Source organism: Antarctobacter sp., from assembly GCF_048262615.1.
In the GTDB taxonomy this organism is placed as follows: Bacteria; Pseudomonadota; Alphaproteobacteria; order Rhodobacterales; family Rhodobacteraceae; genus Antarctobacter.
On record NZ_JBLXFB010000021.1, the window covers coordinates 56,844 to 80,260 of the forward strand.

Below are 23,417 nucleotides of genomic sequence, written 5' to 3' on the forward strand. Positions count from 1 at the left end.
AAACTTTGCTCTCAATCCGGGATCACGGCGGTGGCGTCGATCTCGACCAGCCACTCGGGCCGTGCCAGCGCCTGCACCACCAGCCCTGTCGAGACCGGATGCACGCCTTTGATATATTCACCCATGGTCCGGTAGACCGCCTCGCGGTGGCGCACGTCGGTGATGTAGACCACCACCTTGACCAGATGCTCCATCGTGCCGCCCGCCTCTTCGATCAACTGGCGGATGTTCTGCATGACCTTGTGGGTCTGTTCGGCCGGATCGTGACTGTCGAGGTTCCGGGCGGTGTCCAGATCCTGCGGGCATTGTCCGCGCATCCAGACCGTGCTGCCGCCCCGCGTCACGACCGCCTGACAGAGGTCGTTGTCAAGGTTCTGTTCCGGGTAGGTGTCGCTGGTGTTGAAGGTTCGGATGCGGGTGTGGGCCATGTCAGTCTCCGGCAGCGTCCCGATCAGCGGCCTTGGAGGCGTCGATCCGGGACATGAGGTATTGCGCAAAATCGTAGTTGGGGCGTTCGAGGTGGCTCAGGTGGCCCGGTTGGGCAAGGTCGGAACACAGGCCGCGATAAACCTTTTCGGTACAGCCGCGGTCCTCGACATTGACATCGTCCAGCAGGGTCTTGAGCGCGGTAAAGTTGTCCTGCGCGTCGGCATCATCGGCGTAATCGTCCGACATGCCGCCGCCAAAGCGGATATGCACCTGTCCCGGCCCCTTGGGATGCAGCGACAGATACCAGAAATATCCCGGCGTCAGGGTGATCATCAGGCTGGGGTAGATCGCCAGCAGGAATGTCGTGCGCCGTTCATCGCCCTTCAGCCGGTCATTCGACGGATGCGCCATGGCGATCCGCAGCTTATCGTCCTTGAGGATCGTGTGATAGTTGAAGGCGTCGCGCCCCGGCGGGCAGATCATGTCCTCTAGCCGCGATAGCCCGCCGATTGTGCCCGCGTGGCAGACCGGCAGGTGATAGCTTTCCATGAAATTCTCGGCCAGCACTTTCCAGTTGGTGTCCCAGACGTGTTCTTCGTAAAAGGCCTCGGTGTAGTTGGTCATGTCGTAGCCGGCGACCATCGCCTCGACCTCGGCCAGCTTTTCGGCCACCGGGGCCGCGTCCGGGTCGAGTGAGACAAAGACCCAGCCCAGCCATTCCTCGCAGCGCACGGCGGGCAGGGTATAGGCGTCCTTGCAGAACCCCTCGTTCTGCGTCATCGCGGGCGCGCCGCGCAGCTTGCCATCCAGATTGTAGGTCCAGGCGTGGTAAGGGCAGACGATGGCGCGGGTGTTGCCACGCCCCTGCAACAGCGTCGACATGCGGTGCAGGCAGACATTGCTGAGCGCACGCAGTTCCCCCTCGCGGTCACGCAGGACAACGATCGGCTGCCCGGCCAGTTCGCAGGTGACATAGTCGCCGGGGTTTTGCAGCGCGTCCGCCCGCCCGATACAGTACCAGTCCTTGCGGAAGATATGCGCCAGTTCCTCATCGACGAAGGCCTGTGTGGTGTAGACATCCACCGGCATGGCGCGGGCGCGCTCAAACGGGACAGAGGTGTTCTGGCGCAACGCCTCGACGGGGTCGATATGGTCCTTTGCCACTAGACATGCTCCTTGGATGAACTGCGCCGGTTGGCGGTCTGGCCAAGAATGCGGCAGGGCGGCGCGGTTGAAAAGCAAAGCTGTGTCTTATCGATGATTAGCGCACCCCTAAGCGGGATTAGCCTGCCCGAAAGCAAGGCTTCATGATTGCCTAGTTTCGACCTGTCCCCGCCCGCGCCTAGGGTCCGCGGCAGAAATTGATCAGAGGACCAAGGGCATGGAACGCACGGATACGGTGGTGGTTGGCGGCGGACAGGCTGGCATCGCGATGAGCGAGCATCTGGGCCAGCAGGGCATTCCCCACATCGTGCTGGAGCGTGACCGCATCGCCGAACGCTGGCGCACGGGGCGCTGGGATTCGCTGGTGGCCAATGGCCCGGCGTGGCATGACCGCTTTCCGAACCGCGAATTTGCCTGCGACGCCGACGCCTTTCCCGACAAGGAAAGCGTGGCGGATTACTTTGTCGCCTATGCGGAACAGATCGGCGCGCCGGTCCGCACGGGCGTCGAAGTGCGTGAGGTTGTGCCGCTAGAGGGGCGCGCCGGGTTCCGCGTGACCACCTCTGAGGGCGAAATCGAGGCGCGGCATGTGGTGGCCGCGACCGGCCCGTTCCAGCGCCCCGCGATCCCGCCGGTGGTGCCAGCGGATGCCGCGCCGTTGCAGATGCATTCCAACGCCTATCGCAACCCGGATCAATTGCCGGACGGGGCCGTGCTGGTCGTGGGCGGTGGATCGTCGGGAGTGCAGATCGCCGAGGAATTGATGAGCGCGGGCCGCAAGGTTTATCTGTCGATGGGACCGCACGACCGACCTCCGCGCCGCTATCGCGGGCGCGACAACGTCTGGTGGCTGGGGGTACTGGGCAAATGGAACGCGGATTCGCCGGGGCCGGGAACCGAGCATGTGACCATCGCGGTCAGCGGCGCAGCGGGCGGCCAGACCATCGATTTCCGCAAGCTGGCCAATCGCGGCATGACCTTGTTGGGCATGACGGCGGGCTATGATGCGGGCAAGATCACCTTTGCCCCGGACCTCAAGGACAACCTCGACAAGGGCGATGCCAACTACCTGTCGGTGCTGGATGAGGCGGACGCCTATATCGCCCGCCACGGGCTGGACCTGCCGGAAGAGCCCGACGCGCGGGTTATCCCCGATGATCCCGACTGCGTCACCAACCCGATCCTTGAGCTGGACCTTGCAGAGGCCGGGGTGGGCACGATCCTCTGGGCGACAGGCTATGCCTTCGACTTTGGCTGGATCAGGGCAGATGCCTTTGATGAGCGGGGTGGACCGATCCACCAGCGCGGCGTCTCAAAGGAACACGGGCTGTATTTTGTCGGCCTGCCGTGGCAGACCCGGCGCGGGTCGTCGTTTATCTGGGGTGTCTGGCATGATGCCAAATTCATTGCCGACCAGATTGCGATCCAGCGCAGCTACATGGCCTATGAGGGGTCGGCTCGGCGGGTGACAGAGGATGCGTGACGCGGCATGAAACTGGCTGTCTATCAGGGCGCGCCCACGGATGGCGATGAGGCCGGTGCCTTTGCGCGGATCGAACGGTGCCTTGCCGCGTCGGCGGCGATGGGGGCCGAACTGGTGGTTTTCCCTGAATTGTTCCTGCCCGGCTACAACCGGCCTGACCTGCATCCCGTCCGGGCGCAGGTGCAGGGCGGCGACTGGGAGCAGCGTCTGGCCGCGATGTGTGGCGCGGCGGGATGCGGTCTGGCGGTCGGCTGGGCGGAACGGGACGGGCAGGACGTCCACAATTCCGCCAGTTGCTTTGACCGGACGGGCCAAAAGCTGGCGCATTATCGCAAGGTGCAGCTTTTTGGGCCGATGGAACGGTCAGTTTTCCGGCCCGGTGACGCCTATTGCCTGTTCGATCTGGGCGGATACCGCGCCGCCCTGTTGATCTGTTACGACGTGGAATTTGCGCATCATGTGCGCGCGCTGTCAGAGCAAGGCGCAGAGGTGATCCTTGTTCCCACCGCCAACCCTGCCGGGTTCGGGAATGTGTCGGACTTGCTGGTGCCCGCGCGGGCGATGGAGATGGCGTTGACCGTGGCCTATGCCAACTACCACGGCACTGAGGCGGGGCTGGCGTTTGGCGGACGGTCGGTGATCGCGGGACCGGATGGCAATATCCTTTCCAAGGCGGGGCCGGGAGAGGCGCTGTTGATCGTCGACCTTGCGGCGACAAGGGCGGTGGACACAAACGTGCTGAGCACCCAGCAGCAGGACAAACGCGACCTGGGCTGACCGCGCCAGTCTCAGGACCGTCCGCTGCGCAGCGTCACAACCGCCCCGAACAGCGCCAGACACACGATCAGCGTCAGGGACAGGGTCGCCGGGATGCGGGGATAGAGCGCCGCCTGCGCGGTGCTGGGCGGGACGACCACCTGAAAGATGCTGCGGTTCAGCGCGGCTTCGCGGTTGGCCTCGGCCTGCGTTGCAATCGCCGTCCTGACCGCCTCGCGCGCCAGCTCAAGGTTCAGGGAGGCGCGCTCATATTCCATCAGCATATTGTTGAGCGGCGTCGGAGAGGTGCCGTCCGGTGACACCAGTTGCGCGCGCTCCTTGTCGATCTGGGCGGTGATATGCGTGGCCAGCGCAATCAGCTTTTCGGTCTGGCGGCTGTCGCCGACCCCGGCGATCTGGGCCTTCTGGATGTCGTTGTCGATCCGGTAGGCCTCGTTTTCGAGTTCCTTGATCCGGGCATAGATGTTCTCGACCCGGTTCTTTGGGTCCACGTCCTGATATTTCAATTGCAGAGCAACCAGCGCGGTCTGCGCGTCCTGCACCTGTGTTTCGGCAACGCGGCGCATATCGGCGGCGTGGGACTGGCGTTTGTCGAACAACATCTGACCCAGCCGGGACACCTGCGATTCCGCGTTCCTCAGCACGGCCTCTGACACCAGAATGGCCTGCTCATGGCTGTCGGCGCGCACAAACAGCGTCAGCAGGCCGCTTTGCACATCGACCGAGGATTCGACGAAACGGTCGAACTGCATCCGCTTGCTGACCGACAGCACCGGGATCGTGCGCAGGCGGCGGATCGGGTCGATCGCGTCGCTGCTGAGTTCGGTGACAATGCCGATTTCCTCTTCCAGAGAGTCCATCAGTGCCTGACTGTTGATGTATGTGTCCGCGCGGAACACCTCTTGCAGGTTGGCGGGTTTTTCGAGGCCGCCCAGAAGCCCCGCCTGCACGCCCGATCCGGAATTGCCGGTCTTGGTGATGGCGATGACAGAGCGCGCCTCATAAAGCGGCGTGGCCACAAACATCAGATAGGCGGTGACCAGCAGGACGGGCAACACGACAATCGCCCCGAACAGGGCCCATGTCTGGGGATCTTTCAGCCTGCGCTGAGGCTGCGTGGCGGCGGGGGCGGGTTTCGGGTCGTCCGACGGGACCGATTGTAGAAACACCATGGCGGCGGATTTGGGGTCTTCTGCCGATGCTGATGCTGATGATGATGCCGACGCCGGGGCCGATGCCGATGCCGTTGCCGGCGCGACAGGTGTCTTGGCGACAGGCGGCGGTTGCTGACGCGCCGTGGCATCCGCCGCCGCAATGGCCGCGCGCTTGTCTTTCCAAGCGGCTATTCCTGCGTCTTCTTTCGCTGCCGGGTTCGACATGTCACACCCTCAAATAAGCTCGGATTGGTTGGTCTTTTGCAGGTCCAGCGCGTCCTGCGCCACGTTCAGGTCATCGCAGGGCACAAGGCGTTTGTTGATCAACACGTAAAACCGGTCACAGTACTGTTTGAGCTGGCGCACGTTCCGCGACAGGAACACCAGACCGCCGTCGGACAGGCGTTGCGTCAGAATCGCATCGCACCGCTTGCGCTGAAACGGCTCACCCACCGTGATGACCTCATCCGCGATCCACATGGCGGGGCCGGGGACAGAGACGGCACAGGCATAGGCAAGGATCGCGCGCTGTGTCGGGGTCAGGTCCTGCATCATCATGCGCGGCAGGCCGGGGATGCCCGAGAACTCTGCGCAAAAATCGACGGCGGCGTCGGTCGGCATGCCGACCAGACGTTCAAAGATATGCAAGTTGTCGCGGACGCTGAGCGCGGGATGCAGGAACCCGGCAAATCCGATGGGCCAACTCACCCGGCCCTCGCGGTGGATCTGTCCCCGGTCCGGCTGGTCGATGCCGGCCAGCAGGCGGGCGAGTGAGGACTTGCCGGTGCCGGGCGACGCCAGAATGCCGACCCGTTCGCCGCGCCGGAACGTGGCGGAGGCGTCGGTCACAATCGGTTCGCGACGGAAGAAACCCGGCTTGAGGATGCTGACCTGATCAAGCGCAATCATAGCCGCCCCCGCATGATGCGCCGCTTGGTGGCGAACCGTTCCAAAGGAAGCGAGATCAGGAAAAAGGCCGCAGCGACGACGACCGGATACCAGACATTTGCGAAATGCGATGTGAAGCCAAGGAAATAACCCTCACGCAGGATTTCCGTCACATGCAGGAAGGGGCTGTACCACAGGATGTCGCGCACCGGGCCGGGAAGTTCGGCGGCGGTGTAAAACACCCCCGACAACCAGAAGAACGGGCGCAGGATCAGCGGCACCGACCGCGCAAAGGTGTCGCTGAGTTGCGCGCCGATGGCCACGAAACGTCCCACCCCGCAGCCCAGCATCCAGGTGATCGCCAGCGCGAACATGACTGTGGGCAAGGCGTGCGGCAACGCAGCCCCAAAGAATATCGTCACTGTCCCGAAGATCAGCAGCGCCGACACGATCAGGTTCAACCCCTCCAGCAGCATCGACGACCACAGGATGTCATCGTTGGACACGGTCGCGAAATAGCGCATGTAGCGATGCGCGCTCAGCACCCGGCTGAGCGCGGTCACGGTCTGACGAAAGGCCACATAGGGCAGGATTCCGGTCGCCACAAAGATCGCCAGCCCCGCGTCGATGGGCGGTGTGCGTTCGAGATAGACAAACAGCCCGACAATCAGGGCAATCCAGACGGCGGGTGTGATGTAGGCCCAGAGATAGCCAAAGGTGCCACCCGCGAAACGGGTTTTCCGTTCGCGGCTCAGCAGGACCATGATCCTGCCAAAGGTGCCCGGAGGCGTGATATGCGGCGCGGCGACTGTCATTACACTTGATAGTAGTCCCGATACCAGTTGACGAAGTTGCGGATGCCTTCGGCCACCGGCGTGTTGGGGCGGAACCCCGTCAAAGCCTCCAGCAGATCAGTGTTGGCCCATGTGGCCGGAACATCCCCCATCTGCATGTCCATCATGTTCTTGGGGATCTCCATGCCCAGCGTCTTTTCCAGCTCTGTGATGAATTCCATCAGCGGCACCGACGCGCCGTTGCCGATGTTCATCGTGCGGAAGGGGGCCACGGGGCTGAGGCTGTCGCCGGGGAGGGGCGTTGTGCGGCCCTCGACCTGCGGCGGGGGCGTGTCGATCAGCAGGCGGATCGCATGAACCAGATCGTCGACATAGGTGAAGTCGCGCGCCATTTTGCCGTGGTTGTAGACGTCGATCGTCTCACCGGCGAGCGCGGCGCGCACAAATTTGAACAGCGCCAGATCGGGGCGGCCATAGGTGCCGTAAACGGTGAAGAACCGGAACATGGTTGTCGGGATGTGCCAGAGATGCGCATAGGAATGCGCCATCGACTCGTTCGCCTTTTTGGTCGCGGCATAGAGCGTCAGCGGCAGGTCGGTCTTTTGCGTCTCCTCAAACGGCATCTGCGTGTTGCCGCCGTAGACCGAAGAGGTCGACGCCATCAGCAGGTGATCCACCTTGGCCTCACGCGCCGCCTCCATCAGGTTGAAGGTGCCGGTCAGGTTGGAATCGATATAGGCGCGTGGATTTTCAAGGCTGTAGCGCACGCCCGCCTGCGCGGCGAGATGCACGATGGCATCCGGTTGTGCCTCTGCCACTGTCTTGGCCAGCAGATCGTTGTCTTCCAGCATCCCGATCTGCGCGCGAAAGTTCGGGTTCTTTTCAAGGATCGCGTGGCGGGTCTTTTTCAGGTTCACATCGTAGTAGTCGGTCAGCCCGTCATAGCCGACAACGGTAAACCCCTCATCCAGCAGATGTTTTGCCAGATGAAAACCAATGAACCCTGCGGTTCCGGTGACGAAGATCGTTGCCATTCAGTGTGCCTGCTCGATTGTCGTAAAAAGGTCGGTTGTCCTGTTCAGGATCGTTTCGACCGAAAAGCGGTCTGTGGAATGGGCCATCGCCGTGGCCCCAAGGCGCGCCAGCCTGTCGGCGTCCGCCAATAGCCGTTCCAGTTCCGTGTCCAGTTCCTGTTCGGGGATCTCATTTGCATCGGACAGGATGACACCGGTCACGCCCTGTTCGACAACCTCATCCGTGCCGCCTGCGGGCGTGGCCAGAACCGGCGTCCCGACAAGCTGGCTTTCGATCAGGACGTTGGGCAGGCCCTCCATCTGGGCAAGGTGCATCAGCAGGTCCGCCCGGTGCATGTAAAAGCCCACGTTGCTGCGGATCCCCACCGCAAAGACCCGGTGCGACAGGCCCAGCGTTTCGATCAGCGCCCGCGCCTCAGGCAACAGCGCGCCATCGCCCAGCATCACAAAGCGTGTGTCGTCATGTTTCGACAGGTAGCGCGCGGCGGTTTCGATCCACTGGAGCGGGCGCTTGTTGGTGTCGAAACGAAAGACGCCCAGCACGGTTTTGGTGCAGGGCTCTGTCTGGCTGAGGATGTCGTACCACAGTGCCTTGTCACTCTCGTCCCCATCTGCCGACATGACATTGACCGCGTTCGGGATCACCTGAACCGCGCCGGGCGCAAGGTTCAGCCATTCCTCATAGGCGGTCGCCGCCTTTTGGCTGTTGGCGGTGAGCGTCACATGCGGCATCCGCGCAAGCGCAGAGTACAGCACCGGCAATTCCTCGCGGAAAAAAGTGGGGCGCAGGTTGGGGGGCAGCCCGCGAAACGAGGTGACGATGCGCGGAACACCGGCCAGAACGGCGGCGATGGCGGATTGAACGATGCCGCCGTCCTGCCAGAGATAGGCCACGTCGGTCTGATGCGCGCGGAAATGGCGGATCAACTGGCAGGTATAGCGATGCACATCCGGTGCCAGAAGGTCGATCAGTTCGGCCAGTTCGGCAGAGATGCCGTCAAGTTCGGCGACCGCGATCTCTCTTTCCTCGGCCAGCACGCGGACCGGCACGCCCGCGTCGTTCATCATCGGACGATAGAAATCGGCCCCGGTGGCCGGATTGGCGTGTTTCACCCAAACCTCGGGCGAGGGGCTGGCGGATTGCGTGCTGCGCTCTTTGAACGCGCAGGCAATGCGGGTCATCTGGCGCTCGGCCCCGCCGGTGCCCAACTGCCCACTGAAAAACACGATCCGTTTCGCGCGCGCGGACTTACGCGGCACAGGCGCCCGCGCAAAGATCTCATCGATCACCGTCGCGGAGTGCGACAGGTTGAATTTGGCCATCATGCCTGCTTTTTGCTCAACTCTGGCGAGCATTTCTTGAGATGCTCTGCCCATACGTTCGCGGGCATAGACGCCTTTGGCAACCTCTGCCGCATCGATAAATCGCGACTGTTCCAAAAGTGCCTTTATGTAGTCCATCCGCAGGGACCGATCGCGGGGGTGCAGCACGGACAGGGTTTGCCAAAGCTGATCAAGCTCCTCCCATGCCTTGAGTTCCACAAGGCCGGGCAGGGCGATACGGGCCTGAGACAGCGTGCGCCAGCAATCGGGGTACAGGCGTGCGATATGGTCGATGCCGTCGTCCACCCGTCCGTCGCGCCGATACCAGCGCATCAGCATCCGCAGGGCCAGCGCGTCGTCGGGGTAGCGGCCTTGCAAATCATCCCAAAGCGACCGCATGTCGCGCTCGGTGCGGGTCTTTTCCAGCAGCAAGCCGCAGGCCAGCGCAATGTTCCTGTCGGCGCGGTAGTCCTTTAGAACCGGCTCCAGCCGCTTGAGGATATCCGCCGCCATTTCGGCCTGCGTGATGTTGCGGGACAGGTCAAAAATCTCTTGCGACACGCCGTCCGGCAACGGTTGCCCGTTCCCGGAGAAGTCCAGCTGTTCCGCAAGCGATACCATCGGTTACACCTCGGCGTGCAGTTTGCGCCGAATGGTTTCGGCTTCGGTCTTTGGTTTCGGCGTGTTCTCATCGGCCAGCGCGATGACCTTGTCCGCAGCGGTTTCGGCAAGGGCGTTGTTCCCGGTCCTGACCGCCGCACGCATGAGCAGAATCCAGACATTGATCTTGGTCGGCATCTGATCTGCGGCTGTTTGCCCAAAGGCGATGGCCTGGGCAAAGTCACCCTGATCGTATTGCACGCGGGCGCGCCAGAGATCGTATTCCGGCAGCGGGATCGCGAGCGCCGCAACCTCAGCCTCCAAGGCGGCCAGCGCGTGCCAGTCCCGCGCCTTGCCAGCCTCGCGGAACCGGGTCACAAGGTCGATCCTGGCGTCGCGCAGGGCATGGCGGATGGCTTGATGTCGTGGGTCGGCCTGCTGCACGGTGGTCAGCGCCTCAACCCGCGCCAAAGGCGGTTGCACGCGCGCGGCCTGCTTTGTCCAATGGTCGAGCAGGGCAATCACCCGCTTGTCGCGAATGCGGGTCAGGTTGTGCAAGTTGCGCCAGCGGGCGATGATTTGCGCCGCCACATCGAGGCCACGACGATTGGCCACCGTGGCGGCGATGCGGGCAATGTCCGACGCGCTCAGGCCGTGAAAGATCAGGGTCCGTATCGGGGCGTCGGCCTGTCCCAGCGCGGTTTCGATGTCTTCCACAGTGAACCGCATCTGGACCTTTGCCAGCTTGGCGGGTTCCAGCGTTTCGGACAGATCCATCTGGTGCGAGACGACGAGATCCGCCAGCACCTGTGCGGCGCGTTCCGCGGTGTCGTGCTGGCGGCAGGCCTCGACGGCGAAAGCGGCGGCACTGGCCATATCGCCCACAGCCATCGCGCGCAGGGCCACATCGGTCAGAACCTGACAGGGCAGGGCGATGAAATGATCGTTCACATCCGTGGCCAGCAATCTGGCGGTCTCGAACAGGCCCAGAGCGCCTGCTTTGTCGACGCTCGCGGGGATATCCAGCGCGTCTGCCGAAGAAGTCGCTTTGGCAGACAGGTCGGCATGAAACTCCGCCTGCGCAGCCTTCTGGGCGCGACGCACCTTTTTTTGCAGCGGGCGAAAGTCGGCGGTCTTGTCTGACAACGCCAACAGGCGGGCGGTTGCGTCCGCATACTGACCAGCGGCACAGGCCGCCTCGATCTGTGCCCGGAAGGTGTCGGGCCGTGCGGTGCCGCCGCTGACGGAGGCATCCGTCCGTGGGGCGATGAACCGCCTCATCCAGTCGTGCATGACCGACGTGCTGAACGACGTCGTGAAATGCGCAAGGCTGGTGCTGTCGTCCTCGATCGCCGCAGGCTGGCCGAACTCGGCCATCAGATGCGTGGGATCATAAAGATCCAGCCCGGCGTTCCGGACCTCTTCGCCAACCAGATCGATAAAGGTCGCGCGGGATTTGATGGGCTGACCGTCCGGTTTGCAGGCATTGACGTGAGACACGAACACCACGTCCGGCAACAGCCGCGCCAGAGTCTGGATATCTTGCGCAAGGCTGTCACGGGTAACGTAGGTCAGCTTGATCCGCGACAGAACGGCAGAGTCGGCGCGCTGCGCGTCGGTTGCCGACCATGCCTTACTCAGGAAAGCCGCCGTTTTGGCACGGTCGCCGCACTGGGCAATGTCCCAGAAGGCCTGCATCCGCAGCGGATCGGCAAAGAAGTCGGGGAATGTCGACTTGAGGTAGTTGAGCTGAACCGACACACCGTTGATGGTCAGTTCCTTGGCGGAGGCCAGTTCGATCACGTACAGATCGGACGGCGCATGGGTTTCGGACGACAAAGTCGCGAGTTGATGGGACCGTGACACAAGGGGCCAGATGTCCTCGGCAATCATTGCCTCACCGCGCAGAAAGCGTGCCAGTTGCACCGCTTCGGCGGGCGAGTGGCAATAGCCATAGCTCCGGCTCAGGTTCAGTCGGATGCCGCACGTGGATTGGCCCAGACGCAGCGGCGTCGCAATCCGGCATGAGCCGATCGGTGTGATAGTGAACATCTCTTCGCGCCCCCGCGTTTGTCCGATTATAGTGACCAGTAGGTCATACTTTCGGGTTTATCCGACTTCCGGTGAACGCCTTTGACATCCATCAGGACGCCCCCATCGCGGATGCGGCTCAGGAAATTCCGGTCGTTCAGATACTCCCGGTGGGCGGTGGCAAGGACCATCAGGTCCAGATCGGCCAGTTCTTCGGTATCGCACAGGGTCAGGCCATATGCCTCGGCTTCGTCCTGATCGCAGTGCGGATCGTGCACCAGCAACTCGATGCCATAGCCGCTCAGCATCTTGATCAGGTCCAGCGCCTTGGAGTTGCGCATGTCGGGCACGTCTTCCTTGAAGGTGACGCCGCAGATGGCAACGCGCTTGCCCGCGATGGCGCCCCCTTGTTTGAGCAGGAAGCGCAGCGCCGCATCGGCCGTGTGGCGCACCATCGCCTCGTTCGTGCGACGTCCCGCCATGATCAACTGAGGCGTGTGCCCCACCTTTTCCGCCAGCGTCGCCAGATAGTAAGGGTCCACGCCGATACAGTGCCCGCCGACAAGGCCGGGGGTCATCGCGACGAAGTTCCATTTGGTCGAGGCGGCCTCGATCACGTCATGGGTGTTGACGCCGATCTTGTCGCAGATCATCGACATTTCATTCATCAGGGCGATGTTGATGTCGCGCTGTGTGTTCTCCAGCACCTTCGAGGCTTCGGCCACCTTGATGGTCGGCGCGGCATGCAGGCCGGCGTCGATCACGGTCTCATAGACGGCGCGGACCCGTTGCAGCGTGGCCGGGCTGTCTCCGGAGATGACCTTGATGACATTGGTGACTGTGTTGACCTTGTCGCCGGGGTTGATCCGCTCTGGGCTGTAGCCAAGGCCAAAGTCCTGACCCATCCTGAGCCCGGACAGACGTTCAAGGATCGGCGCGCAGATTTCTTCGGTGGCACCGGGGTAGACCGTCGATTCAAAGACCACGACGTCACCTTTTTTGAGGTGCGGACCGACCGTCTCACAGGCCGAGGTCAACGGGCCCAGATCGGGTTGGCGGGCGTCATTGATCGGGGTCGGCACGGTGACAATATAAAACGAGGCGTCTGAGATGTCTGTCCGGTCCGTGCTGGCCCGCAAACCACAGCGGCGCAGCAGCACTTCATCGACCTCGTTGGAGGCGTCATAGCCGCGACGGATTTCGTCCACGCGCCGCGTCGAGATATCAAGCCCCTGAACGCGCTCGAACTTTCCGGCCAGCCTCACCGCAAGCGGCAGGCCGACATAGCCCAGACCGATGACGGCGATATTTTCGAAACTTGCCTTCGCAGGAGCATTGTCCGCGACAAGATGGATCGCCGGTTCGATCCGTGTAACCCGTGCGCGCCGGTCAAGGCGGGCGTTTTGCAGTGTTGTTGAGACCATGAGAATTCATCCCTTAACGTTCTGTTAATGAAGATGAACAGCAAATGTGGCGAAAATTGGGGCCAATGTTGAAACATTGGGGCCGTCCGCGCCGAAGTGTTTCCGCAGCGGGGACAGTCACCTTGGAATGACGGGATTTTGGGCACGAAAGGCGGCGTTTCCACCGCAACGCCTAGGGGCGGCATCACATCGGAGCCCCAGATATACCCCAATCGCTTCATAAGCCAACCACATTCTCAGGGTTAATGAAAGCTTAAGAAGAAATCCGGCGTATGAACGCGCGGTTTGAAACGGTCGGGCCGAGATGGGTGGATGTGGCAATTTTGCATCACACCTCGTGCCTGTCTGACCGTCGCCAGCCAACCGTGCGTCCCCAATCAGGAAAGGCACATCATGTTTTCGTTTCACTACCCAGCCAGTGGCGCTTTTGGTTTGTATGGTTCGGCGACCCTGAACGTCAGTTTTCACTGGCCGCCGTTTCACCCCGCTAACCCCATCGACCAGTTGCTGCGGATTTTTCAGCGCGAGACAGCGGATTACACGAAAAAGTCCATCTCGGAAAAGCTGCCAACAGATCTTCAGTTTGACGAAGACACGGCGGGGAACATCGATCTGTCGGACATCAAGTTCAACAGCATCGCCAAAAAGTCCGAGACCCTTACGCTTGAGTTCAAGACCGGGGCGGGAACCTTTGATGCGACGGGCACACAGAAAGTCACTGTGACCGGCACCGGGACCGGCACGCTTTACCTGACCGGCACGCGCACTGACATTACCGACTTTCTGGATGATCCGGGCGCGGTGACTTACACCGGCGCGCAGGATGACTTTGGCGATGATGCGGCGACGATCTCTTTGCGCGCTGCGGTCGACGGCGACCTGATCGACCTTGGGTCGATGAATGCAGACATTGCCGATGTTACCGACGATTTCATGGGGACGCCGCAGGACGACACACTCAGTGGCGACCGCGGGATGAATGCCATTGTCGGACTGGCGGGAAATGACAGCCTGAATGGGCTGGGGGGCAACGATATCATCCTGGGAGACGCCGGTGACGACACGATTTCCGGTGGATCGGGTGCGGACACGCTGAGCGGCGGGGCGGACGAAGACGTTCTGTTCTACTTTGGATCGGTCGGCGGGGTGACCGTGGACCTGAACGAGGACGGCGCCGGATTTCAGCAGGCGTCGGGTGGCGATGCCGAAGGCGACGTCATCTCGGGCTTTGAGCATGTCTACGGGTCTGATCATGCTGACGTGATCACCGGCAATGCGGGGCGCAACATCCTGTTCGGCTATGCGGGCGATGATGTCATTTATGGTCTGGACGGTGACGATGTGATCCGTGGCGGTCTGGGCGCGGACACGCTGGACGGCGGCAACGGAACGGACTGGGTCCGATATGTCGAGTCGATGTCGGGCGTAACGGTCAATCTGACGGTGGGTCTGGACGGCTTTCAGTCGGCCTCCGGAGGGGATGCCGATGGCGATGTTCTGTCCGGGTTCGAGAATATCCAGGGGTCCGATTTCGGCGATAACCTGACCGGCGACGCGGGCAAGAACTACATTCTTGGCTTTGACGGCGATGACATGATCGACGGCGGAGCCGGCAACGACACGATCCGTGGTGGCGCAGGGGCCGATACCCTCGACGGCGGCAGCGGAGCCGATGTTCTGCAATACACCGACTCCGCAGGTGGCGTGACGGTGAACCTCAACGCCGACGCCTTTGGCATGCAACAGGCCTCTGGCGGCGACGCGGAAGGGGATGTGATTTCCGGGTTTGAGCATGTCTATGCCTCCAACCACAACGATATGCTGACCGGCGACGCGGGCCGGAACATCCTTTATGGGTACGACGGGATGGACACCCTCAACGGCGGTGAGGGCAAAGACGTCCTGCGCGGTGGTGACGATGCGGACAGCTTTGTCTTCAACTCGGCGCTTGTTGCTGCGAACGAGGATCGGATCATCGATTTCGTCGCGGGCGAAGATGTTTTGGTTCTGGACAGCGCCGTGTTCACCGGTCTGACCAGCGGTGCGCTGGATGCGGGCATGTTCGTTGCCAATGCGGACGGTGTGGCCACAACCGCCGACCAGCGCATCATCTATGAGACCGACACCGGCAAGGTCTACTACGACAGCGATGGCAGCGGCGACGCCGAGGCGGTGGCCTTTGCCCAACTGTCCTCATTGCCAACGATCGGGGCGGATGATTTCCTGATCGTGTAAACCGGCCGCCTGGGCGGTTCTGCGCCCGGAACGCGATATATATGGTGGCGCGGTCCTGCCGTGCCGCTATATCTTATTTGGCGCATGTTTTTCCTTTCGCCCGTATTGTCCGGGTCTTGAAACCGCTCCCTTGTGCGAAGGACGGTCGGTTGCGGGCTCTGGTCCGTCACAAGGGGCCTGCCCGAATCGCACTTGCATCCATTGCTCCGCGCGCCGGTGGCGTTCTGTCTGTCGCATGGTCAGACAACCTCCGACACCCGCCCACAATCCAAGACACGACGCGCCCGCCGAGACCGCGCGCGTGGTGACACTGGCCCAGCCAGCAGGGCTCTGTTTCGCGGAGCGGTGTTGACTGTGCGGGCACGTCGGTCAGGGGGATACGACCACTTCGGTTCCCCAGTTTGTGCATTGTGATTGCAGGTCAGAGGGCAGGGCTTTGTCGGTAAAGAACACATTCACGTCGGAAAGCGAGGCGATCCTTGCCGGGGCGCTGCGCGCGAATTTTGTATGGTCCGCCACAAGAAAGGTTTTGCGCGACTGGCGCAAGATGGTCTGGCTGACGCTGACCTCGCGGATGTCGAAATCCAGCAGGTCGCCGTCGCGATCAAGGGCGGAACAGCCGATCACGGCAAGGTCGAACTTGAACTGACGGATCGTCTCTGCCGCCAGATTGCCGATCAATGCGCCATCGGCACGGCGCAACTGCCCCCCTGTTACAAGGATCTCGCAGGTCGGATTGGCCACAAGGATATTGGCGACGTTCATATTGTTCGTCACCACCATCAGGTTCTCATGGTGCAGGAGTTCCCGTGCGACGGCCTCTGTCGAGGTGCCGATATTGAGGAACAGGGAAATGCCGTTGGGAATGCGCGCCGCGCAGGCCCGCGCAATGGATTGCTTGGCTCCGGGGTTCAGCGAGCGGCGCTCTTCATAGCCGATATTGGTTGTCCCTGAGGGCAGGACCGCGCCGCCGTGCACCCGTTCCAGCCGCCCGGCCTCTGCCAGATCGGTCAGGTCGCGGCGGATGGTTTGATGGGTGACGCCAAAGTGCTCTGCCAGATCCTCGACCGTGACCTTGCCCTTGCGACGGGCAAATTCAAGGATCTCGGGATGGCGAAAGGTTTGTGACATCGGTTGGCGCGTTTCGACAGGGTGTTAACAGACGGGACCTTGGGGTTCAGGGGGCGTTTCCTGAATTTCGGTTCTGACACAGTTGCGGCCACGGTCCGGGATGGCAACCGGAAACGGAAGGATGTTCCGGGAGGCGGGGCAGAATCTTTGTATTCGAAAATAAGAATGGTTCGGATTTGGCCAAAGTTTCGCCAAAACGAAAGAAAACGAACATTTGATGTTGCGCGGTTCGTTGGCGATTGGCATAAGTCAGTCAGTGCGAGCCTGGGGGAGATTCGCGTCGTGCATCCGACAGACAGCGATACACTTGACCTCTTCATCATTGGGGGTGGCATCAATGGATGCGGGATCGCGCGGGACGCCGCCGGGCGCGGTCTCAGCGTCGCGCTGGCAGAGATGAACGATCTCGCCTCGGCCACATCGTCATCCTCGACCAAGCTGTTTCACGGCGGGCTGCGCTATCTCGAATATTTTGAGTTTCGTCTTGTCCGTGAGGCGCTGATCGAACGTGAGGTGTTGCTGCGCGCGTTGCCGCACATCAGCTGGCCCATGAGATTTGTTCTGCCCTATCATAAAGATATGAGGTTTGAGTCGGATACGCCGACGTCAAAGCTGTTGGGCCTGTTCATGCCGTGGATGAAGGGGCGCAGGCCTTCTTGGCTGATCCGGCTGGGCCTGTTCATGTATGACCATCTGGGCGGTCGCAAGATCCTGCCGGGCACCACAACAGTGGACCTGACCACGTCGAAAGAGGGCGCGCCGCTACAGGACCGTTTTGCCAAGGCCTATGAATACTCCGATTGCTGGGTCGAGGATTCCCGCCTTGTCGTGCTGAACGCCCGCGACGCCGAGGCGCGTGGCGCGCAGATCATGACGCGCACCAAGGTTGTCAGCGCAACTTGCGAAGATGGTCGTTGGCGCGTGGAAACGCGCGATACCGAAAGCGGTGCATCGCGCATCTTCTACGCCAAGATGCTGATCAATGCCGGCGGCCCGTGGGTGGGTGACATCATCCAGACCAAGGTGCGCTTGAATTCACGTGAGGGTGTGCGGCTGGTCCGTGGCAGCCATATCGTGACCCGCAAGCTGTATGACCACGGCAAATGTTACTTCTTTCAGGGCACCGATGGGCGGATCATCTTTGCCATTCCGTATGAGACGGATTTCACTCTGATCGGCACGACAGATGCCGACCACGCCGATCCGTCGCAAAAACCTGAATGCACGCCCGAAGAGCAGGACTATCTGCTGAACTTCGCCAACCAGTACTTCAAGGATCAGATTGGCCGGGGCGACATCGTCTGGACCTATTCCGGCGTGCGCCCGCTGTATGACGACGGGGCAAGCAGCGCCACGGCGGCCACGCGGGACTATACGCTGAAGGTCGATACCAGCGGCGGCGCGCCATTGCTGAACATCTTCGGCGGCAAGATCACCACCTATCGTCGCCTTGCGGAAAGCGCGCTGGAGAAGGTCGGAGAGCATCTGACCCTGCAAAAAGCCAAATGGACCGCGGGCGTCCCTTTGCCGGGCGGGGATTTTCCAGTGGACGGGGTGACAAGGCTGGTTTCCGAACTGAAGGCCTCATTCCCGTTCCTGTCCGATTTCTGGGCTATGCGTCTGGTACGTGCGTATGGCACACAAGCAGCAGGCATACTGGGAGATGCCAGAGAGTCAGCTGATCTGGGCCACGATTTCGGGGCGACACTGACCGAGGCCGAGATCGACTGGCTGATTGATAATGAATTCGTGCGAACGGCAAGCGATGTGATCTGGCGGCGCAGCAAGCTTGGCCTGCGTCTGTCAGCCGAGCAGATCGGCGTGCTTGACGACTGGATGGCGCATCGACGCCAGCCTGCCGCCGTTGCGGTTGTGGAATAAGGAGGAGGACGCGATGACGCTGGAACTGCGGGGCGTATCAAAGATCGTGGACGGGAAAACCCATATCCACCCCACGGATCTGACGCTGGAAAATGGCACGATGAACGTGCTGCTTGGACCGACCCTGTCGGGCAAGACGTCCCTGATGCGCCTGATGGCGGGACTGGACGCGCCCAACAGCGGACAGGTCTTTTGGCAGGGCGACGACGTCACGGGCATGCGTGTTCAGGATCGCAAGGTCGCGATGGTGTATCAGCAGTTCATCAATTACCCGTCCATGACCGTCTATGAAAACATCGCCTCGCCGATGAAACTCATGGGCATCGACAAGGCCGAGATTGACCGCCGCGTGCGCGAAAGCGCCGAGTTGATGAAGCTGACCCCGATGCTGGACCGCAAGCCGCTGGAACTGTCCGGCGGGCAGCAACAGCGCTGCGCGCTGGCGCGCGCACTGGTCAAGAATGCCGGTCTGGTTCTGCTGGATGAACCGCTGGCCAACCTGGATTACAAGCTGCGTGAGGAACTGCGGGTCGAGATCCCCAAGATTTTTGAGGCATCGGGTGCAATCTTTGTCTACGCGACAACCGAACCCGAAGAGGCGCTGCTGCTGGGCGGCAACACCGCCACGCTTTGGGAAGGGCGGGTGACACAGTTCGACCTGACGCCGCGCGTCTACCGCCAGCCGGTGGACGCCACGACGGCGCGGGTGTTCAGCGATCCGCCGATGAACTTTCTGCAAATCTCCAAGACGGGTTCGCGGATCATGTTCGGTGACGGCCAGAGCGCCGAGGCGACCGGAAAACTGGCCGAACTGCCCGATGGCCGCTACACCGCCGGGTTCCGTCCAAACCACCTTGAGATCAGCAAACACGCGGCTGACGCGGTGGAGTTCAAGACCACGCTGAACGTCACAGAGCTGACCGGGTCGGAAACCTTTATTCACCTCGATCACCACGGCGAGCGCTGGGTTGGTCTGATCCACGGAGTGCACGACCTGACATTGGGCGCGCCGCTGTCGGTCTGGCTGGACCCGCGCCATGTCTACATTTTCGGCGAAGACGGCAGGCTGGTTGCCCCAGCCGCCTACGCGCTGGCCGCCTGAGGGGGACACCGATGGCCAAGATCACACTCGACAACCTTGCACATTCCTACTCCGCCGCGCCAAAGTCCGAAGACGATTTTGCGCTCAAAGAGCTGAACCACGTCTGGGATGACGGCGCGGCCTATGCGCTGCTGGGATCGTCCGGTTGCGGCAAGTCCACGCTGCTGAATATCATCTCCGGGCTCTTGCAACCCAGTCAGGGGCGCATCCTGTTCGATGACAAGGACGTAACCCACGCGCCGACCGCCGAACGCAACATCGCGCAGGTGTTCCAGTTTCCGGTCGTCTACGACACCATGACCGTGCGCGACAACCTTGCCTTTCCGCTGCGCAACCGCGGACGGGATGAGACCTATGTGGCGGAGCGCGTTCAGGAAATCGCCCGGATGATCGGCATGGAAGAGATGCTGACCAAAAAGGCGCGTGGCCTGACGGCGGATGCCAAGCAAAAGATCAGCCTTGGCCGGGGCATGGTGCGCAAGGACGTGAACGCGCTGCTGTTCGATGAACCGCTGACCGTGATCGACCCGCACATGAAGTGGGAGTTGCGCACGCAACTGAAAAAGCTGCACCACGATTTCGGGCATACCATGATCTACGTCACCCACGACCAGACAGAGGCGCTCACCTTCGCCGACAAGGTGGTGGTGATGTACGATGGCCGCGTCGTGCAGATCGGCACACCCGAAGAGCTGTTTGAGCGGCCCGAGCATACCTTTGTCGGCTATTTCATCGGTTCGCCGGGCATGAACGTGATCCCGGCGAAGATCGACGGCAACAAGGCCTACATCAACGGCTCACATGTGGATCTGGCCAGCGGCTACGCCGCGCTGGATGGCAAGGTTGAGATCGGTGTCCGGCCCGAGTTCGTGCACCTGAGCCAGACCGATGGCCTGCCGGTCAAGGTGCGCCGGGTCGAGGATGTGGGCCGGCACAAAATCATCCGCGCCGAGTTTTTCGGACATGACATCAATATCATCGCTGGCGAGGACGATCACGTCAGCGCCGACATGAACCGCGTCAGCTTTGATGCGGCGCATGTGAATGTCTACGCCAACGACTGGCGCGTCGCGCCAACCGGACCGGTCGGGGAGGCCGCGTGATGGAAAAGACAGTCAACCAAAAGGCATGGTTCCTTGTGCTGCCGGTCCTGTTGCTGGTGGCCTTTTCGGCGGTTATCCCGCTGATGACCGTGGTCAACTATTCGGTTCAGGACACATTCGGCAACAACCAGTTCTTCTGGGCGGGGCTCGAATGGTTCCGGGAAATGCTCGAGTCAGAGCGCATGTGGGATGCGCTGGGGCGGCAGCTGATGTTCTCGGCGATCATCATTGCGATCGAGGTGCCTCTGGGCATCTTCGTGGCGCTGAACATGCCCAAGTCGGGCTTTTGGTCTTCGGTCTGCCTTGTGCTGATGTCGCTGCCGCTGTTGATCCCGTGGAACGTGGTCGGCACCATCTGGCAGATTTTCGGCCGCGTCGACATTGGCCTCTTGGGCTATACGCTGGACGCGCTGGGCATCAACTACAACTACACGCAGGACACCGTGGCCGCATGGATCACCATCGTGGTGATGGATGTCTGGCACTGGACCTCGCTGGTGGCGCTGCTGGCCTTTGCGGGTCTCAAATCCATCCCCGACGCCTATTATCAGGCGGCCAAGATCGATCAGGCGTCGCGGTGGAAAGTGTTCCGCTACATCGAGCTGCCAAAGATGGCGGGTGTGCTGATGATCGCCATCCTGCTGCGGTTCATGGACAGCTTCATGATCTACACAGAGCCGTTCGTTGTCACCGGCGGTGGACCGGGCAACGCGACCACCCTGCTGTCGATTGACCTTGTGAAGATGGCGCTGGGGCAGTTCGACCTTGGACCGGCGGCGGCCTTCTCGCTGATGTATTTCCTGGTGATCCTGCTGGTGAGTTGGGTGTTCTACACCGTGATGACCACTCTTGAAAAGCGGGAGACCTGAGCCATGACGGACATGTCCGCAAATCAATCCTCATCCCGTGGGATCAGCCTGCCAAAGGTCAACAGCCGCGCCGTCGTGATGGCGCTGTACCTGCTGTTCCTGCTGCTGCCGATCTACTGGCTGCTGAACATGAGCCTGAAGACAAACACGGAGATCCTGAACTCCTTCACCCTTTGGCCGCGCGATCTGACCTTTGCCAATTACGCGACCATCCTGACCGATCCGGCGTGGTACATGGGCTATGTGAACTCGCTGATCTACGTGGTGATGAACACGGTGATTTCGCTGGCGGTGGCGTTGCCTGCGGCCTATGCCTTCAGCCGCTATCACTTTATGGGTGACAAGCACCTGTTCTTCTGGCTGCTGACCAACCGGATGGCGCCGCCCGCGGTTTTCGCCCTGCCGTTCTTTCAGTTGTATTCGTCGGTGGGGCTGTTCGACACGCATATCGCGGTGGCGCTGGCGCATTGCCTGTTCAACGTGCCGCTGGCGGTCTGGATCCTTGAGGGGTTCATGCGCGGCGTGCCCAAGGAAATCGACGAAACCGCCTATATCGACGGCTACGGATTTGGCCGCTTCTTCGTCAAGATATTCATGCCGCTGATCGCCAGCGGCATCGGGGTCGCGGCCTTCTTCTGCTTCATGTTTTCATGGGTGGAACTGCTGCTGAGCCGAACGCTGACCACGGTTGACGCAAAGCCCATCGCCGCGATCATGACCCGCACACAGGGCGCGTCGGGCATCGACTGGGGCGTTCTGGCGGCGGCTGGCATCCTGACCATCGTGCCGGGCGCGCTCGTGATCTACTTTGTCCGCAACTACATCGCCAAGGGCTTTGCCCTCGGGCGGGTTTAATCCGGGAAAAGGGAGGACTTCCAATGGACTGGATGGCTTGGACCTGGCCGACCGCGATCTTTTTCGCAGTCATCGCCACGCTGCTGATCACCTTCACCTTTCTGGCGATCAAATTCCCGGAAACGCCTCGCGTAGGCATTCTACGGATTGAAACCACGCGGGGGGATCGCCTGTTCATCACGCTTCTTGGCTCGGCCTTCATCAACCTGGCCTGGCTTGGTCTTGTCGGTGTGCAACAGCCGCTGGCCCTCATCGTTTGCCTGATCTACGCCGCTGCGGTTTTTCGCTGGGTGTAGGTCGGCTTGTGTGTCCGGGAAGGGAGGAGCCCGGACACCAAAGTAAACTTCCTCGATAAAAATGGTACCAATGGGAGGATACCAATGAACCTTAAACTCAAATCCACAACAGCGGCGCTGCTGATCCTTGCGGGTCCGGCATTTGCCGACATGGACGCGGCGCGCGCGTTCCTGGACGCAGAGATCGGCGATCTCTCGTCCCTGCCGCGCGCAGCGCAAGAGGCGGAGATGCAGTTCTTCGTCGACGCGGCCAAACCCTTTGAGGGCATGGAGATCAAGGTCGTCTCCGAGACCATCACCACGCATGAATATGAATCGCAGGTTCTGGCGGCGGCGTTCTCTGCCATCACCGGCATCAAGGTCACGCATGACCTGATCGGCGAAGGTGACGTGGTCGAAAAGCTGCAAACGCAAATGCAGTCCGGTCAGAATATCTATGACGCCTACATCAACGACTCTGACCTGATCGGCACCCACTGGCGCTATCAGCAGGTGCGCAACCTGACCGACTGGATGGCGAACGAAGGCGCGGACGTGACCCTGCCGACGCTGGACCTCGACGATTTCATCGGCCTCAGCTTTACCACCGGGCCGGATGACAAGGTTTACCAACTGCCGACCCAGCAGTTCGCGAACCTCTACTGGTTCCGCTATGACTGGTTCAACGACGAAAAGAACAAGGCCGATTTCAAAGAGGCCTTTGGCTATGATCTTGGTGTTCCGGTCAACTGGTCGGCCTATGAGGACATCGCCGAATTCTTTACCGGGCGTGACCTCAGCCACATGGGCGTGGATGGCGACATCTTCGGCAACATGGACTACGGCAAGAAAGACCCCAGCCTTG

The 23,417-nt window shown here is 61.4% G+C and carries 20 protein-coding genes; 10 read left to right on the plus strand and 10 right to left on the minus strand.

Translation table 11 applies throughout. The features are described from left to right. Window positions 1-11: 11 nt before the first annotated feature. Window positions 12-428: a RidA family protein gene (locus ACN0S5_RS18755; protein WP_417210281.1), complete on the minus strand. Its 417-nt coding sequence runs from the start codon at window positions 426-428 to the stop codon at window positions 12-14. Window position 429: 1 nt separating this feature from the next. Next, a complete protein-coding gene (locus tag ACN0S5_RS18760) occupies window positions 430-1,593 on the minus strand; it encodes an aromatic ring-hydroxylating oxygenase subunit alpha (RefSeq protein WP_417210282.1) in 1,164 nt (387 codons plus the stop codon). Between the two features lie 217 nt (window positions 1,594-1,810). On the opposite strand from ACN0S5_RS18760, the gene ACN0S5_RS18765 reads away from it, so the two are divergent. Then, window positions 1,811-3,076, plus strand: a complete 1,266-nt coding sequence (locus tag ACN0S5_RS18765; protein ID WP_417210284.1) for a flavin-containing monooxygenase — start codon at window positions 1,811-1,813, stop codon at window positions 3,074-3,076. A 6-nt stretch (window positions 3,077-3,082) separates the two neighbouring features. Continuing rightward, window positions 3,083-3,853 carry a carbon-nitrogen hydrolase family protein gene (locus tag ACN0S5_RS18770; protein WP_417210285.1) on the plus strand — a complete coding sequence of 257 codons (771 nt, stop codon included), beginning with the start codon at window positions 3,083-3,085 and terminating at the stop codon, window positions 3,851-3,853. An 11-nt stretch (window positions 3,854-3,864) separates the two neighbouring features. On the opposite strand, the gene ACN0S5_RS18775 is transcribed toward ACN0S5_RS18770, so the two are convergent. From ACN0S5_RS18775 to ACN0S5_RS18805, 7 genes are all read right to left on the minus strand, one after another. After that, complete coding sequence (locus ACN0S5_RS18775; protein WP_417210286.1) at window positions 3,865-5,025, minus strand: hypothetical protein; 1,161 nt, start codon at window positions 5,023-5,025, stop codon at window positions 3,865-3,867. A 216-nt stretch (window positions 5,026-5,241) separates the two neighbouring features. After that, complete coding sequence (locus ACN0S5_RS18780; protein WP_417210287.1) at window positions 5,242-5,916, minus strand: ATP-binding cassette domain-containing protein; 675 nt, start codon at window positions 5,914-5,916, stop codon at window positions 5,242-5,244. Beyond that, window positions 5,913-6,710 (minus strand): ABC transporter permease, encoded by a 798-nt coding sequence (locus ACN0S5_RS18785; protein WP_417210288.1) that lies wholly within the window; start codon window positions 6,708-6,710, stop codon window positions 5,913-5,915. Before ACN0S5_RS18785 ends, ACN0S5_RS18780 begins: the two co-directional genes overlap by 4 nt. Beyond that, window positions 6,710-7,723: an SDR family NAD(P)-dependent oxidoreductase gene (locus ACN0S5_RS18790; RefSeq protein WP_417210289.1), complete on the minus strand. Its 1,014-nt coding sequence runs from the start codon at window positions 7,721-7,723 to the stop codon at window positions 6,710-6,712. The genes ACN0S5_RS18785 and ACN0S5_RS18790 overlap by 1 nt, the downstream gene beginning before the upstream one ends. Further along, window positions 7,724-9,667 carry a glycosyltransferase gene (locus tag ACN0S5_RS18795; RefSeq protein WP_417210290.1) on the minus strand — a complete coding sequence of 648 codons (1,944 nt, stop codon included), beginning with the start codon at window positions 9,665-9,667 and terminating at the stop codon, window positions 7,724-7,726. Window positions 9,668-9,670: 3 nt separating this feature from the next. Then, window positions 9,671-11,698, minus strand: a complete 2,028-nt coding sequence (locus ACN0S5_RS18800) for a hypothetical protein (protein WP_417210291.1) — start codon at window positions 11,696-11,698, stop codon at window positions 9,671-9,673. Between the two features lie 26 nt (window positions 11,699-11,724). Beyond that, entirely contained in the window at window positions 11,725-13,101 is a 1,377-nt protein-coding gene (locus ACN0S5_RS18805; RefSeq protein ID WP_417210293.1) for a nucleotide sugar dehydrogenase, read from the minus strand. A gap of 393 nt (window positions 13,102-13,494) precedes the next feature. Here ACN0S5_RS18805 and ACN0S5_RS18810 point away from each other — a divergent pair, with 393 nt between their 5' ends. After that, window positions 13,495-15,336, plus strand: a complete 1,842-nt coding sequence (locus ACN0S5_RS18810) for a calcium-binding protein (protein ID WP_417210294.1) — start codon at window positions 13,495-13,497, stop codon at window positions 15,334-15,336. 369 nt (window positions 15,337-15,705) lie between these two features. Here the strand turns inward: ACN0S5_RS18810 and ACN0S5_RS18815 are convergent, their stop codons facing one another. Then, window positions 15,706-16,467 (minus strand): DeoR/GlpR family DNA-binding transcription regulator, encoded by a 762-nt coding sequence (locus tag ACN0S5_RS18815; protein WP_417210296.1) that lies wholly within the window; start codon window positions 16,465-16,467, stop codon window positions 15,706-15,708. Between the two features lie 282 nt (window positions 16,468-16,749). Here ACN0S5_RS18815 and glpD point away from each other — a divergent pair, with 282 nt between their 5' ends. The 7 genes from glpD to ACN0S5_RS18850 form a co-directional block, all read left to right on the plus strand. Beyond that, window positions 16,750-18,348, plus strand: a complete 1,599-nt coding sequence (gene glpD, locus ACN0S5_RS18820; protein ID WP_417210297.1) for a glycerol-3-phosphate dehydrogenase — start codon at window positions 16,750-16,752, stop codon at window positions 18,346-18,348. 13 nt (window positions 18,349-18,361) lie between these two features. Next, window positions 18,362-19,450, plus strand: a complete 1,089-nt coding sequence (locus ACN0S5_RS18825) for an ABC transporter ATP-binding protein (RefSeq protein WP_417210298.1) — start codon at window positions 18,362-18,364, stop codon at window positions 19,448-19,450. 11 nt (window positions 19,451-19,461) lie between these two features. Next, on the plus strand, window positions 19,462-20,553 hold the full coding sequence (locus tag ACN0S5_RS18830; protein WP_417210299.1) for an ABC transporter ATP-binding protein: 1,092 nt from the start codon (window positions 19,462-19,464) through the stop codon (window positions 20,551-20,553). Next, complete coding sequence (locus ACN0S5_RS18835; RefSeq protein WP_417210300.1) at window positions 20,553-21,422, plus strand: carbohydrate ABC transporter permease; 870 nt, start codon at window positions 20,553-20,555, stop codon at window positions 21,420-21,422. The genes ACN0S5_RS18830 and ACN0S5_RS18835 overlap by 1 nt, the downstream gene beginning before the upstream one ends. A 12-nt stretch (window positions 21,423-21,434) precedes the next feature. Then, complete coding sequence (locus ACN0S5_RS18840; RefSeq protein ID WP_417210309.1) at window positions 21,435-22,277, plus strand: carbohydrate ABC transporter permease; 843 nt, start codon at window positions 21,435-21,437, stop codon at window positions 22,275-22,277. A 23-nt stretch (window positions 22,278-22,300) separates the two neighbouring features. Further along, window positions 22,301-22,573: a DUF2160 domain-containing protein gene (locus tag ACN0S5_RS18845; RefSeq protein WP_417210301.1), complete on the plus strand. Its 273-nt coding sequence runs from the start codon at window positions 22,301-22,303 to the stop codon at window positions 22,571-22,573. 84 nt (window positions 22,574-22,657) lie between these two features. Continuing rightward, a partial coding sequence (locus ACN0S5_RS18850; protein WP_417210302.1) for an extracellular solute-binding protein occupies window positions 22,658-23,417 on the plus strand: 760 nt, incomplete at its 3' end.